This is a genomic window from Aeromonas sp. 600282 (genome assembly GCF_049175755.1).
In the GTDB taxonomy this organism is placed as follows: Bacteria; Pseudomonadota; Gammaproteobacteria; order Enterobacterales; family Aeromonadaceae; genus Aeromonas; species Aeromonas veronii_A.
This window is the reverse complement of record NZ_JAAKVR010000009.1, coordinates 83,670-97,328: the sequence shown is the minus strand read 5'-3', so window position 1 is coordinate 97,328 and position 13,659 is coordinate 83,670. Positions and strand designations below refer to the sequence as shown.

Genomic DNA, 13,659 nt, shown 5'->3' with positions numbered 1-13,659 from the left:
CAGCTATCCCTTCAGCTTTGCAGCCGTCAGATCCAGACTGAGCCTGGCTAGCTTGACCAATTCATCAACCTGTTCCTCGGTGATCACCAAGGGGGGCGATATGATCATGGTATCGCCTACCGCCCTCATCACCAAGCCATTGTTAAAACAGAATTCCCGGCAAGTCATCCCGGCATTGGCATGGGCCGGGAAACGCCGGTTGGTCTGCTTGTCCTGGACGATTTCCAGGGCGGCGACCAGCCCGCGGCCACGGGTTTCACCCACCAGCGGGTGGTCAGCCAGCTCTGCCCAGCGGCGCTGCAAATAGGGGCCGATGGTATCATGCACTCGCTTAACTATGCTCTCCTTTTGCATAAGCTGGATATTGGCCACCGCCACCGCGCAAGAGACCGGATGGCCCGAGTAGGTGAAGCCGTGGTTGAACTCGCCCCCCTCTTCCACCAGCCCCTTGGCAACCCGGTCACTCACCATCACAGCGCCGAGCGGCAGATAACCGGAGGTAATCCCCTTGGCCAGACACATCAGATCCGGCTTGATGCCAAACCCTTCGCTGGCAAACCAGTGGCCGGTACGGCCAAAGCCGCAGATCACCTCGTCGGCTATCAGCAAAATGCCGTAGTGATCGCAGATGCGCTGGATCTCCGGCCAGTAGCTGTCAGGCGGAATGATGACACCGCCCGCCCCCTGGATCGGCTCGCCGATAAAGGCGGCCACCTTGTCCACCCCCAGCTCCAGAATCTTCTGCTCCAGCTGACGGGCCCTCTCCAGCCCAAACTCGTGGGCACTCATCCCCTGCCCCTCACCGAAGTGGTAGGGCTGGTCGATGTGCACTATGCCGGGAATGGGCAGACCACCCTGGGCATGCATCCCTTTCATGCCACCCAGACTCGCCCCCGCCACGGTGGAGCCGTGATAGGCGTTGTGGCGGCTGATGATCACCTGTTTTTCCGGTTGCCCCTTGCTGGCCCAGTAGTGGCGCACCATCCGCAGCACGGTGTCGTTGCACTCGGAGCCGGAGCCGGTAAAGAAGACATGGTTGAGATGGGATGGCGTCACTTCGGCCAGCAAGGTGGCCAGCTCGATCACCGGCGGGTGCGCGGTCTGGAAGAAGAGGTTGTAGTAGGGCAACTGCTGCATCTGACGGGTGGCGGCATCCACCAGCTCCTGCCGACCATAGCCCATATTGACGCACCAGAGCCCCGCCATGCCGTCCAGAATGCGCTTGCCTTCGGAGTCTTCCAGATAAACGCCGCTGGCTTTGGTGATGATACGGCTGCCCTTCTTGTTCAGGGCCTGAAAGTCGGTAAAGGGGTGCAGGTGGTGGCTGGCATCCTGCTGCTGCCACTCACGGGTAGTCTGTTGCATTGTTAGCTCCTCGGTTCCTTCGATTTAGCTGGTTCTGTTCGTCAATCATCAGGAGGGCTGCCACTCCCGCAATCACTGCCACTTTCGCGTGGACTGCGGCACGGCCTGCTCCTCACATCCTTCAATTCGAGCCAAAAACTGTTATCAACCATGCAACCAGAGCGGTGGCGAGCCAACTTCCGCTCACAACCATCCTCAGGCGGAGGCACTCCTCCATCCCGTATTACCGGTTACAGGCAGGGGAGGCAGCCTGCCTCCCCGATTCGGACGATGCGTGGCCGGCACGCATCCGGGTCAGACGTTCAGCAGCAGGAACTCTCGCTCCCAGCGGCTGATCACCCCGAAGTAGGTCTCGTACTCTTTGCGTTTGACCGCGACAAAGGCGCGTGTGAAGCGCTCCCCCAACATCTCCTTGATCGGCTCGCACTGTTCGAGATGGCTGAGCGCCTCCTCCAGCGAGCGGGGCAGACTGTAGGGCAGGTCGTAGGCGCTGGATTTCATCTCCTGCATGGGCTCCAGCTTCTCCATCATGCCAAGATAGCCGCACGCCAGGGTGGCGGCCAGCGCCAGATAGGGGTTGGCATCGGCACCGGCGAAGCGGTTCTCCACCCGGCGGGCACTCGGGTCGGAGAAGGGTACCCGCAGACCACAGGTGCGGTTCTCGACACCCCACTGGACGTTGCGTGGCGCGCTCTCACCGAAGGTGAGGCGGCGGTAGGAGTTGACATTGGGAGCCAGCAGGGCTGTCACCGCCGGGGTGTACTTCTGCAGACCTGCGATGAAATGCATGAAGAGTTCGGAGTTGCCGCCATCCGGGGTACCGAACAGATTTCGACCGTTCATATCCTCCAGACTCTGGTGGATGTGCATGGCGGAGCCCGGCTCGTTGCTCATCGGCTTGGCCATAAAGGTGGCGTAGATGCCGTGGCGATGGGCCGCCTCACGCATGGTGCGCTTGAAAAGGAACACCTGATCCGCCAGATCGATGGCATCCCCGTGCAGGAAGTTGATCTCCATCTGGGCAGCACCGGACTCGTGGATCAGGGTATCCACCTCCAGCTCCTGCGCTTCGCAGTAGTCATACATGTCTTCGAAGATGGGATCGAACTCGTTGACCGCATCGATACTGAAGGACTGGCGAGCTGTCTCCGGACGGCCGTTGCGCCCTACCGGCGGCATCAGCGGATAGTCGGGGTCTTCGTTGCGGGTGACCAGATAGAACTCCAGCTCGGGCGCCACCACCGGCTTCCAGCCCTGAGCCTCGTAAAATGACAGAACCCGACGCAGTACGGAGCGAGGTGCAATGTCGATCAGCTTGCCGTTGACGTCGTAACAGTCATGGATAACCTGAGCGGTAGGTTCCAGCGCCCAAGGGACGAAACGGATGGTGTTGGGGTCAGGATAGAGCTGCATGTCCCGCTCCAGCGGATCGATCATGCTGTCGTCATCCGGATATTCACCGGTCACTGTCTGGGTGAAGATCACCTCGGGCAGACGCATGCCCCCTTCTCGCAAAAACTTGTTGGCTGGGATGATCTTGCCCCGGGCGTTGCCGGTGAAATCAGGGAAGAGACACTCCACTTCCGTGATGCGATTGCTCTCCATCCAGCCCTTGATACTGTCCATGTTAAACCCCGACTCTACGGTTGCCATTGGCAAGGGTGTCTAATATATGGAACACCCTTGTTATCAAATTGTAATCAACACCACCATAAAAGCCCGCTATCAGGGGTAATGTCAAGCAGTGGTGTTTAAAAAACTATAAATAACGGCGCATATAATGACCAAGTCGGCACCAAATACTAAACACTCGTGGTCTCGCCTCTCCCCAGTGCAAAGCCGGTGCCAACCGGCCAAAACCAGATGTCAGATCCCGTCAGATCAGCCGCTAAAGGGGCCATTTTTTTGCAAAGGCGCACAATCCCTGTCCTATTTGCTTTGCTTGGCTGCTTTTTTTTGGTACAAGGCCCGCCCTGATTTGCACTCTCTTGCATGAAAACGGTGCAAATCAGACGAGAAGGGCTTGGTCTGCAGGCAGACAGCCCCCATAAACAGGGATAATTGGGTTAGTAAACTGACTGGTAGTAAATCGTATGTGTGATTTCATGACTGAAGACCAACTGGCCTTTTACAAGGGGCAGATCGAGCGGCAGATCGCCGAGCTCGAAGAGCGCCTGAACTCCCAGGCCAGCCAGGCCATCGCCACCGACACCAACGAGATGGCCGATGAAATTGACCGTGCCAGTATCGAGGAAGCCCGCCGTCTGGAGCTGAACCGCATCGAGCACGACAAGCTGCACCTGCGCAAGCTGAGGGGCGCATTGAAGCGAATGAACGATGGAGATTTCGGTTACTGTGAATCTTGTGGTGACGAGATCTCTCTCAAGCGGCTGCAAGCTCGTCCAGAGTCCCGTTTCTGCGTCGAATGCCAGAGCACCAAGGAATTTAACGATACCCACGTGTTCCGCCGCGTCGCCTGATTCTTCGAAGAACCGTCACCATTCAGGTGCAACAGACGCCAACAAGGCTGGGCCCGCGCTCAACCTTGCACAACGCCTCGCAGCAAGATGGTGACAAGTTCTGTTAGACTCCGGACACCTTCCGGAATCTACAGGAGAATAGAGAGTGAAATGGCTCATCAAACTGTGTTTGTGCCTGCCACTGCTGGCACAAGCACAGGTTCTGACGGTCAAGGTTCCCAGCCGTCCCGTCAACAATCTTGATCAGGAGTACCAGCTCAAACTGCTGGAACTGGCCCTGACCCGCTCCGGACAACCCTTTCGCATCCAGCCTGTCGAACTCGACCTCAACCAGTTCACCCTTCAGCAGCAGCTGAGCAAGGGCAAGACCATCAACGTCTTCTGGATGGGTACCTCCAGCGCACTCGAATCCTCCCTGATTGCCGTCCCCATTCCGCTGTTTCGCGGACTGGAAGGATTGCGGCTGTCGTTCATCCACGCGGATGCCCAAGAGAAGTTCAACCAGATCAATACCCTGGCCGACCTCAAACAGCTGAAGGCGGCACAAGGGGTCGGTTGGGCCGATAACAAAATTCTGGAAAATGCGGGCATCCCGACCTTCTCCGGCCGATACAGCAGTCTGTTTCGCCTTATCAACGACGGCGACAAGATCGACTTCTTCCCGCGCGCCCTGGTGGAGATCTTCGCCGAGCGCAGCGAGCTGGTGGCGCAGTATCCCAACCTCGCCATCGAGCAGCATCTGCTGATCCGCTACCCCTTCGCCCAGTTCTTCTTCGTCAGCCCCGAATACCCCAAGCTGGCCAAGGCGATTCAGACCGGGTTGGAGCGTGCCTATGCCGATGGCAGCTTTATGAAGTTCTTCCATGACAACCCCAAGATCCGCGAAGCGCTCGCCAGCGCCAACCTCGATCAGCGGGTCACCATCGCCCTGCCCAATCCGGATATGACCCCGTTGCTAAAATCCATTCCGGCCCAATATTGGGAGTATCCACCGCAAGGATAAGCATCACGAACGCCTGACCACGAAGGTCAGACTGCGAGAACACAGTGCGCCAGGGAGGTGCCATGAAGGGAATCCAGGAGTGGTTTGAGGAGTACGGCCAGAGCCATCGCCATCCGGTCAACGTCGCCATCCACAAGCTGGCGGTGCCGGGCATCTATTTCTGCTCGCTGGCGCTGCTCTGGTGTCTGCCACACGGGCCCTTGCCAGAGCCCCTCAACTGGGCGGCAGTGGCAGCCATTCCGGTGCAGCTGTTCTATCTGCAACTGTCGTTTTCGCTGTTCGCGGGGATGGCGGTGCTGACCGCGCTCGGGCTGGCCTTCTGCCACCAGTGGCAGGGGCCGCTGCTGTGGCCCTCGGTGGCAGCGTTCGTGCTGCTCTGGATAGCCCAGTTTGTCGGCCACAAGATCGAGGGCAAACGCCCCTCCTTCCTCGCCGACCTGCAATTTCTGCTGATCGGCCCCGCCTGGGTGCTTGCCAGCCTCTATCGTCACGTGCGCCTTCCCTACTGAGGAGGACCAACAGGAGAGACCATGACACATCGCCACACGAGCAATAACACCCTTCGCCGCGCCCTGCCCCTGCTGCTGGGAGCCCTGTTTGCCGGCCCGGCGCTGGCCGACAAGGCCGACCCGGTCGGTGAAGTGAGCACTGCCTTCAAGCTGTTTGGCCCGAACCACAAGATCCTGGTCGAGGCGTTCGACGACCCGCGCATTAACGGCGTCGCCTGCTATCTGGCTCGCCCCAAAACCGGTGGCGTCAAGGGCGGGCTGGGACTGGCGGAAGATCCCTCCCACGCCTCCCTGTCGTGCCACCAGATCGGCCCCATCACCCTGCCCGAGAAGCTGAAGGCAGGGGAAGAGGTGTTCGATGTCAGCACCTCGCTGGTGTTCAAGGAGCAGAAAGTGGTGCGTTTTTACGACAAGAAACGCAATGCGCTGGTTTACCTGACCTACAGCACCAAACTGGTGGATGGTTCGTACAAGAGTGCAGTCAGCGCCGTTCCCATCATGCCGTGGGGACAATAACCAGTCGGTTTGTCCGGTGATGGCCGACCCATTTTGTTGTAATTTGACGACACACATACTACGGAGCACATACCATGAAAGTCGCCGTATTCAGCACCAAGAGCTATGACAAAGAGCATTTCAACCAGGCCAACAGCCAGTACGGTTTCGACCTAGAGTTTTTCGATGTGCGGCTGGAGGCCAAAACGGCCCGACTGGCTCACGGCTTCCCGGTGGTGTGTCTGTTCGTCAATGACGACGCCGATCGCGAGGTATTGACTGAACTGGCTGCCAACGGCACCCGGGTGATCGCCCTGCGCTGCGCCGGTTACAACAACGTGGATCTGGCCGCCGCCAAAGAGCTGGGGCTGAAAGTAGTGCGGGTGCCTGCCTACTCCCCCGAGGCGACCGCCGAGCACGCCATCGGCATGATGATGTGCCTCAACCGCCGCATCCATAAGGCTTATCAGCGCACCCGCGATGCCAACTTCTCGCTGGAAGGGCTGGTCGGCTTCAACATGCATGGCAAGACGGTCGGTGTTATCGGTACTGGCAAGATCGGTCTGGCCGCCCTGCGCATCCTAAAGGGCTTCGGGGTTCGCCTGCTAGTGAACGACCCGTACCAGAATCCGGCAGCCATCGAGCTGGGGGCCGAGTACGTGGATCTCGACACCCTGTTCCGCCAATCCGACATCATCAGCCTGCACTGCCCGCTGTTCAAAGAGAACTACCACCTGCTGAACAAGGAGGCGTTCGCCAAGATGAAGGACGGGGTGATGATCATCAACACCAGTCGTGGCGGTCTGCTCGACTCCAACGCCGCCATCGAGGCGCTCAAGACCTCCCGCATCGGCGCGCTGGGGCTAGACGTCTACGAAGAGGAAGAGGATCTCTTCTTCTCCGATAAGTCCAACGAAGTGATCACCGATGACGTGTTCCGCCGTCTGTCCGCCTGCCACAACGTGCTGTTCACCGGCCATCAGGCATTCCTGACCCGCGAGGCACTGCACGCCATCGCCGATACCACCCTCAGCAATATCCGCGCCATCGAGAGCCAGGGCCGCTGCGACAACGAAGTGGAATAAGGGCTCGCCCTCTCTTCGTCACGCGCCGGGTTGTGAGACCCGGCGCCTTCGGGTAGGCTAGCCCCCCTTTTTTATTCAGGAGTCTGGCGCCCATGTTTATCGGATTTGATTACGGCACCTCCAACTGTGCCGTGGCCGTGATGGAACAAGGTAGCCCCAGGCTGCTGAATCTTGGTGCATCCCGCTATCTCCCCTCCACCCTGCATGCCCCCCACCGGGATGCTATCGCCGGTCTGTTGGCCGAAGGGCTGGCCCCCGCCCAGCAGGCGGAGTACCTCAAGCTGCGTGGCCCCGTGGTCACCCGTGCCCAGATGGTTCGCCGCCAGATGCGCGAAGAGGGACTGATCGACGAGCTGAGCTTTGGCGGCGCTGCACTGGAGCGCTATCTGGAAGAGCCGGACGACGGCTACTACATCAAATCGCCGAAATCCTTTCTCGGCGCCTATGGCCTCAAGGCCCCCCAGATCGCCCTGTTTGAAGACATCGTCTGCGCCATGATGCTCCACGTCCGCCAGCAGGCGGAGCAGCAGCTCGGTGCCCCGATCCGCCAGGCGGTGATCGGCCGTCCGGTCAACTTCCAGGGGCTGGCGGGGGAAGAGAGCAACCAGCAAGCTATCGCCATCCTGACCGAGGCAGCCCGTCTGGCCGGTTTCGAGCAGGTGGAGTTCCTCTATGAACCGGTGGCCGCCGGGTTTGAATTCGAGGCGCGCCTCACCGAAGACGCCGTGGTGCTGGTAGTGGATATCGGCGGCGGTACCACCGACTGCTCCATGCTGCGGATGGGTCCCAGCTACCGCGATCAGCTGGATCGCAGCGGCGATCTGCTCGGCCACAGCGGCCAGCGGATCGGCGGCAACGACTTCGATATCCGCCTGACGGTGGAGGGGATGATGCCGCTGCTCGGCATGCACGAGACCCTCAAGACCGGCAAGCCGCTGCCCCACCCGCTGTTCTGGGATGCGGCAGCCATCAACGACGTCAGCGCCCAGAGCCGCTTCTACAGCCTCGACACCGCCCGCCAGCTGCAGGATCTGCAGCTCGACAGCCAGCCCGGCAGCAAGTTGGGGCGTCTGGCCAGCCTGCGGGCCCACAAGCTGAGCCACCAGCTGGTGTGGCGTGCCGAGCAGGGCAAGATCGCCCTCTCGGAGCAGGAACTCAATCACCAGTCGCTGGCCGAGCTGGAAAAAGGGCTGGAAGCGGAGCTGACCCGCGAACAGCTGGCCAACGCCTCGGCCCTGCTGCTGGAAAAAATTGGCGAGCTGATGGACGAAGCGATTGCCGCTGCCGGAGTGCAGCCTGATCGCATCTTCGTCACCGGTGGTAGCGCCCGCTCGCCGCTGATCGCCAGCTTTATCCGCCAGAAGCTCCCCTCCATCCCGCTTGAGGGTGGCGATGACTTCGGCTCGGTGGCTGCCGGTCTTGCCCGTTATGCCGAGCGGCTGTTCGTCAACTGAGCCCTGAGATAGCGTAAATCGATGGCAACATAACCAAGGTGTTGCCATTAAGCGACAGTCACGCGGGACAAGGGACGACAGAAGCGGTCGGTCGTCCCCTCTCCCGCCCTGCTCCCGACTGCCCAAAAAGGGTATTCTTGACGCTCCCCCAACCGGAGCCCCCTCATGCCCAGATTGCCCTTTTTGTTGCTGATCCCCCTGTTACTGCTCGCTGGCTGCAGCTCGACCGCCTTTGTTCAGCAAGATCTGCAACACCACCACTGGGTACTGAGCAAACTGGATGGCGAACCGATCGAGGCCCCCCGCGACAATCCCCCCGATTTCGAGATCGGCGAGCACTTCACCGTCAACGGCATCGCCGGTTGCAACCGCTACTTCGGTCAGGGCCATCTGGAAGATGACAAACTGTGGGTCACCAGTCTGGGCAGTACCGAAATGGCCTGCATGCCGCCGCTGGACGCCATAGAACAGGCCGTGCTGACCACCCTGACCGAGGGGGCGACTTTGAGCGGCACCAGCCAGAGCCTGATCCTGCAGGGCAAACGGCACCGTTTGGAATACACCTTGCGCGACTGGGTGTTCTAGCGCTCACAAAGCCGCATCACAAACAGGAACATGTTGTCCGGCTGTGGCACAATATGAGGCAGAGTTCGCAACGGAGGCTGCCTCAGCCATGTCGATGGATCGCCTGTTTGACAAGATCAAACAACTCCCCACTATTCCCAAGCTGCTGCACGAGTTGATGCAGAGCTTCAACGACGAGAATGCCCGCATCGACCAGATTGCGGCCAAGATCGCCATGGACCAGGTGATCAGCGTCAAGGTGCTAAAGATGGCCAACTCGGCCGCCCTGCGCCGTGGCAACGAAGTGACCTCCATCGAACAGGCGGTGATCCGCCTCGGCTTCAACCGACTGCGCTCTGTGGTGGTCGCTTCCGGCATCATCGGCACCTTCAAGGCCCCGCCCAGCTTCGACAAGAACAAGTTCTGGACCGAGACCTTCCAGGTCGCCACCATCGCCAAAACCCTGGCCCAGGAGGCCAAGGTGCTCGACCCCGAGACCGCCTTCACCTGTGCTCTTATCCACAACATCGGCGAACTACTGATCCAGAGTACCTTGCCGGAAGAGGCGGAGCTCATCAATCTGGCGATCCAGAAGGGGAGCAGCCGGGTCGAGGCCCAGCGGGAGATGCTGGGTTACGACTACGCCCAGCTCGGTGCCGAGCTGGCGCGGCGCTGGAACCTCTCCGAGGCCTTCGTCGATGCCATCTCCCAACAGCTGGATCCCCTCTCCCACGATCCGGTCAGCAAGGAGGCGGTGCTGATCCGCCTCGCCGTGTTTATCTCCTTCGCCTGGAACGCGGGAGTGCCTGCCCAGGCCATCATCGCCCGCTTCCCCAAACCGCTCGCCGACCAGTTGGGACTGGATCCCAAGTCGCTGGCAGGCCAGCTCGAAACACTGCATGAACAGGGTAATGCCCTTGCCGATCTTCTGACTCAATAAGCATCATGACCCATCCGTTTCTGTTTCATCCCCAGGTGGCGCCCTGGTTCAAAGAGAGCGCCGACGCACTGCAATTGACCCTCTTTAGCGATCTGGATGCACCGATCCGCGAGGTGTGGCTACGCCACGAGCCGGATAACGAGGAGTACCTGATCCCGATGACGGCGGTCTCCACCCGCGATCGGCTGCAGGTGTGGCAGGCGACCCTGCCGCTCATCAAGGGACAGGATATCCACCTCTACAGCTTCAAGTGCCTCACCGACGAGGAGCAGTGGTGGCTGCACGGGGCGGGCGTCAGCGCGTCCATGCCGCCACGGGAGCAACATTTTCGCTTCAACAGCCTGCACCAGCCACCGGCCTGGGTGCAGGATCAGGTGTTCTACCAGATCTTCCCCGACCGCTTCTGCAACGGCGACCCGTCGCTGAGCGTCAAGCATCACGAGTACGAATATCGCGGCAAAGCGGTCATCAGCAAGGCGTGGGGCGAACCGGTCAGTCGCCATGAAGAGGGCCACGGCGCCTGCGAGTTTTACGGTGGCGATCTGGCGGGGATCGATGCCAAGCTGCACTATCTGCAATCTCTCGGGGTGACGGCGCTCTACCTCAACCCCATCTTCGATTCGCCGAGCAACCACAAGTACGACACCCAGGACTACTTCAAGGTCGATGCCCACCTCGGCAGCAACGCGCAGTTCGCCGAGCTGACCCGCAACCTGCACCAGCGCGGCATGAAGATCATCCTCGATGCGGTGGTCAACCACACCTCTACCGAGCACCCCTGGTTCTGCCCGCCACTGGGAGCCCAGAGCAACCCGGACTCCCCGTGGCGCAGCTTCTACACCTTTGATAAAGAAGGGGATTACGTCAGCTGGAAGGGCATTCGCAGCCTGCCCAAGCTCGACTTCTCCTGCGAGAAGGTACAGGACGCCGTCTATCGGGCCGATGACGCCATCCTCCGTTACTGGATGCGCGCCCCCTACCAGATCGATGGCTGGCGCTTTGACGTCATCCACATGTTGGGCGAGCGCGGCACCGCCGAGGGCAACAGTGGTCACGTGCGCGCCATTCGCGGGGCAGTGAAGCAGGAGAACCCGGACGCCTATGTGCTCGGCGAACACTTCTTCGAGGCGAGCCAGTGGCTGCAAGGGGATCAGGAGGACGGCGCCATGAACTACTACGGCTTCGCCCACCCGATCCGTGCCTTCCTGGCTGGCAAGGATATCGCCTACCACCCCATCAAGATCAGCGCCGAAGAGCTGGATCGCTGGCTCAAACTGGCGCGGGCCCATATCCCGTTCAAGAACCAGCTGGCCCAGTTCAACCTGCTGGACAGCCACGATACCGCCCGCTTCCTCCATCTGCTGGGAGAGGACAAACAGCGGATGCAGCTGGCCGCCACACTGCTGCTCACCTATATCGGTGTGCCGTCCATCTACTACGGCGATGAAGTGGGGCTCTCCGGCGGCAACGACCCGGACTGCCGCCGCTGCTTCCCGTGGGATACCACAGACTGGGATCATGTGCTGCACGACCACTATCGTCGGCTGATCCAGATCCGCCGCCAGCGCCCCTCCCTGCGCCGTGGCGATATCCAGACCCTCTACGCCGGGCCCCACAGCTATGTGTTCGCCCGAACCCTGCAAAGCGATCAGGTGGTAGTGGCTTGCAACCGCCACCCGAGCGAGCCGCGCACCATCAGCCTGCCCCTGTGGCAGACCGCCAGCCCCGCCAGCCGCTTCACCGACGCCTTCAACGGCGAGAAGTTTGAAGTGGTGCAGGGCGAGGTGCAGCTGACCATTCCGGCCAACTCGGCCCGGGTGCTGATCTCCAGCTGAGCGGGCAACTGACGCGCTGAAAAACAAAACCGGAGCCCAAGGCTCCGGTTTTTTTTATTCCGTTCAATCCACCATGACGTCTGGCCCCTAACCAGCCGCCATCAGTAGTTGATGCTGACGTAGGGCACTTCCGGCACCTGCCAGCGCTGCTTGAGGTAGACGGTGAGCACGAAGAAGAAGTTGGCCAGCAGGTTGGCGAAGCGATAGAGAATGGGATCGAAGGCCACCCCGCTCTCTTCCAGCCTGACCAGCAGCCGCACCACCTTCTTGCTGCCGCAGCGGCACAGATGGAGGGTGGGAATGGGCTGTGGCCCCTGTGGCAGCACAAAACCGGTGACGCTGCCGCGACTCGCCTCGTTGTAGTGGTCGTAACGGGCCTTGAGCCACTCAAGATCTGCGTCGAAGATCCCCAGCTTGCCGCGTACCGAGCCGTTTAGGTTGTAGATAAGTCGCTGCAACGCCGCGAGATCCGCCAGCATGGGCTCGGTATCCGCATCCGGCGCAAGGCGTGACAGCACGGCCCCAACCTGACAACAGAGCTCGTCAGTAGCGATCTCAAAATCACATTTGAGCGAGGTTTCGAAGATAAAGGGGTAGCAGAGCTCGCGCTTGTCTCTTGGCTTCTTGGGGTTCATGGGGCAACCGGATTGGAAAAAAGGCCAGTTTGCCAGCCCCCACAGGAGCTGGCAAACGGCAGGTTATGGCTTGGGCTGCGCGCTGGCGGCTCAGACGCTCCTGCCGGCGGGCTCGGTGGAGGGCTGGAACTGGCCGATCATCCGCAGCGCCTCCAGCATCCGCTGGTTGAAGTTGGTGAAGCTGCTGATCTTTGCCGGATCGCTCTGACCGCGAGCGGCCAGCACAGCCGGGGTCAGCGCCTGTTGCTGGGATGGTGGCAGCAGGGTATCTGCCTGTTTCTGCACCTGCTCCAGCTTGGGCAGGTAGTCGGCAAACGGCTTGAGCAGATCCTGCAGGGAGTGCGCTCCCTGATAGGTCTGACTCAGCTTGACGCTCTGCTTGAGCTTGAGGGAGTAGGAGGCCAGCTGACTGTCGTCCAGTTTCAGTTCGTTCGCCTTATCCAGCAGATCCTCGAAGTTGCCGGAGAAGAAGTTCCCCGCCAGCTCGTCGATCCCCTTGACCAGCTTGCCGATGGACTCCATCTCCTCACTGCTGAGATCCCCCTCCAGCGAGAAACTGAAGCTCTGGCTCGACTTGAGGCTGAACTGGCTACCGCTATCATCCTTCTGGGACTTGGTCTGCCAGCTGTCGTTGAATCGCAGCACCACCTTGTCGCCATCCTTGGTCTGGATCTCCAGATACCCCTGCTGGCGACTGGCCATCTCGGCCTGTCCCATGTCGGTCGGGGAGACCTTGCCGAAGAACTCCTTCTCGAACTCCTCGAGCCCTTTCTGGATCAGCTTGTAGCTCTGATCGATACCGGTTTTGATATCGTCGTTGTCAGTCGCCCACTTGCCGAGCTGCTTCTTTGCCTCCTCAAAGCCCTTGTCGACCCCCTTGCGGGCCTGCTCCATCATCCCGGTCAGGTCGTCGTCGGATTTGCCATCGGCGCGCGCGGCACCAAGCCGCCCGGTCACGAACTGCAGCACGTTGTCCGCCACCGACTGGAAGTCGAACAGGGTCTCCGGGGTGATCTCCTCGGGCTCTTTCACCTTCGGCGCCTGATAGCCCTGGCCGTTGATCTCCAGCGAGAACTGCAATGCCTGCTGGATCAGCACCTGCGCCCACTTGGGCGGCTTGTGCAAGGAGACCTCCTCCTCGCTCTTGACCTGTTTCTGCTCCGCCTGTTGCGGCGATTTGGGAGAAACACCCACTCCCTTGGGTTGGGCTGCGCCCACTCCTTCGATCTGCATAATGTGTCCTCCCACCATGCCTGTAGATCAGCTATCGGCCTGACTGAACACTTCTTGACCA

The 13,659-nt window shown here is 60.5% G+C and carries 13 protein-coding genes; 9 read left to right on the top strand and 4 right to left on the bottom strand.

What is annotated here, in order from left to right:
• Positions 1-3: 3 nt before the first annotated feature.
• Positions 4-1,365, bottom strand: coding sequence for an aspartate aminotransferase family protein (locus G5137_RS10475; RefSeq protein ID WP_421209216.1), 1,362 nt, complete (start codon positions 1,363-1,365; stop codon positions 4-6).
• A gap of 294 nt (positions 1,366-1,659) precedes the next feature.
• Positions 1,660-2,991 (bottom strand): glutamine synthetase family protein, encoded by a 1,332-nt coding sequence (locus G5137_RS10470; RefSeq protein ID WP_005342613.1) that lies wholly within the window; start codon positions 2,989-2,991, stop codon positions 1,660-1,662.
• Between the two features lie 467 nt (positions 2,992-3,458).
• Here G5137_RS10470 and G5137_RS10465 point away from each other — a divergent pair, with 467 nt between their 5' ends.
• The 9 genes from G5137_RS10465 (at position 3,459) to malZ (ending at position 11,730) form a co-directional block, all read left to right on the top strand.
• Positions 3,459-3,845 carry a TraR/DksA family transcriptional regulator gene (locus tag G5137_RS10465; RefSeq protein WP_216952650.1) on the top strand — a complete coding sequence of 129 codons (387 nt, stop codon included), beginning with the start codon at positions 3,459-3,461 and terminating at the stop codon, positions 3,843-3,845.
• A 145-nt stretch (positions 3,846-3,990) separates the two neighbouring features.
• Positions 3,991-4,848: a hypothetical protein gene (locus G5137_RS10460; RefSeq protein WP_227341601.1), complete on the top strand. Its 858-nt coding sequence runs from the start codon at positions 3,991-3,993 to the stop codon at positions 4,846-4,848.
• 62 nt (positions 4,849-4,910) lie between these two features.
• On the top strand, positions 4,911-5,357 hold the full coding sequence (locus G5137_RS10455; RefSeq protein ID WP_421255349.1) for a DUF962 domain-containing protein: 447 nt from the start codon (positions 4,911-4,913) through the stop codon (positions 5,355-5,357).
• Positions 5,358-5,378: 21 nt separating this feature from the next.
• The gene (locus tag G5137_RS10450; RefSeq protein ID WP_421251032.1) at positions 5,379-5,873 is read left to right on the top strand and encodes a CreA family protein; all 495 of its coding nucleotides are present in this window, start codon (positions 5,379-5,381) and stop codon (positions 5,871-5,873) included.
• A 74-nt stretch (positions 5,874-5,947) separates the two neighbouring features.
• Positions 5,948-6,937, top strand: a complete 990-nt coding sequence (locus G5137_RS10445; RefSeq protein ID WP_421251031.1) for a 2-hydroxyacid dehydrogenase — start codon at positions 5,948-5,950, stop codon at positions 6,935-6,937.
• A 92-nt stretch (positions 6,938-7,029) separates the two neighbouring features.
• Entirely contained in the window at positions 7,030-8,391 is a 1,362-nt protein-coding gene (gene yegD, locus G5137_RS10440; RefSeq protein ID WP_421209213.1) for a molecular chaperone, read from the top strand.
• A 165-nt stretch (positions 8,392-8,556) separates the two neighbouring features.
• Positions 8,557-8,976 carry an META domain-containing protein gene (locus tag G5137_RS10435; RefSeq protein WP_270905936.1) on the top strand — a complete coding sequence of 140 codons (420 nt, stop codon included), beginning with the start codon at positions 8,557-8,559 and terminating at the stop codon, positions 8,974-8,976.
• 88 nt (positions 8,977-9,064) lie between these two features.
• Positions 9,065-9,895: an HDOD domain-containing protein gene (locus G5137_RS10430; protein ID WP_227341605.1), complete on the top strand. Its 831-nt coding sequence runs from the start codon at positions 9,065-9,067 to the stop codon at positions 9,893-9,895.
• A 5-nt stretch (positions 9,896-9,900) separates the two neighbouring features.
• Positions 9,901-11,730: a maltodextrin glucosidase gene (malZ, locus tag G5137_RS10425; protein WP_421206255.1), complete on the top strand. Its 1,830-nt coding sequence runs from the start codon at positions 9,901-9,903 to the stop codon at positions 11,728-11,730.
• A 101-nt stretch (positions 11,731-11,831) separates the two neighbouring features.
• Here malZ and G5137_RS10420 read toward each other — a convergent pair whose 3' ends face one another.
• Both G5137_RS10420 and G5137_RS10415 read right to left on the bottom strand, forming a co-directional pair.
• Positions 11,832-12,365: an ATP--cob(I)alamin adenosyltransferase gene (locus tag G5137_RS10420; RefSeq protein ID WP_075116198.1), complete on the bottom strand. Its 534-nt coding sequence runs from the start codon at positions 12,363-12,365 to the stop codon at positions 11,832-11,834.
• A gap of 90 nt (positions 12,366-12,455) precedes the next feature.
• Entirely contained in the window at positions 12,456-13,598 is a 1,143-nt protein-coding gene (locus G5137_RS10415) for a DUF5610 domain-containing protein (protein ID WP_421255348.1), read from the bottom strand.
• Positions 13,599-13,659: the final 61 nt, after the last annotated feature.

Excerpts from the sequence above, each read along its gene's own strand:
- G5137_RS10475 (WP_421209216.1), bottom strand. The coding sequence starts at position 1,365 with ATGCAACAGACTACCCGTGAGTGGCAGCAGCAGGATGCCAGCCACCAC.
- G5137_RS10470 (WP_005342613.1), bottom strand. The coding sequence starts at position 2,991 with ATGGACAGTATCAAGGGCTGGATGGAGAGCAATCGCATCACGGAAGTG.
- G5137_RS10465 (WP_216952650.1), top strand. The coding sequence starts at position 3,459 with ATGTGTGATTTCATGACTGAAGACCAACTGGCCTTTTACAAGGGGCAG.
- G5137_RS10455 (WP_421255349.1), top strand. The coding sequence starts at position 4,911 with ATGAAGGGAATCCAGGAGTGGTTTGAGGAGTACGGCCAGAGCCATCGC.
- G5137_RS10450 (WP_421251032.1), top strand. The coding sequence starts at position 5,379 with ATGACACATCGCCACACGAGCAATAACACCCTTCGCCGCGCCCTGCCC.
- G5137_RS10445 (WP_421251031.1), top strand. The coding sequence starts at position 5,948 with ATGAAAGTCGCCGTATTCAGCACCAAGAGCTATGACAAAGAGCATTTC.
- yegD (WP_421209213.1), top strand. The coding sequence starts at position 7,030 with ATGTTTATCGGATTTGATTACGGCACCTCCAACTGTGCCGTGGCCGTG.
- G5137_RS10435 (WP_270905936.1), top strand. The coding sequence starts at position 8,557 with ATGCCCAGATTGCCCTTTTTGTTGCTGATCCCCCTGTTACTGCTCGCT.
- G5137_RS10430 (WP_227341605.1), top strand. The coding sequence starts at position 9,065 with ATGTCGATGGATCGCCTGTTTGACAAGATCAAACAACTCCCCACTATT.
- malZ (WP_421206255.1), top strand. The coding sequence starts at position 9,901 with ATGACCCATCCGTTTCTGTTTCATCCCCAGGTGGCGCCCTGGTTCAAA.
- G5137_RS10420 (WP_075116198.1), bottom strand. The coding sequence starts at position 12,365 with ATGAACCCCAAGAAGCCAAGAGACAAGCGCGAGCTCTGCTACCCCTTT.
- G5137_RS10415 (WP_421255348.1), bottom strand. The coding sequence starts at position 13,598 with ATGCAGATCGAAGGAGTGGGCGCAGCCCAACCCAAGGGAGTGGGTGTT.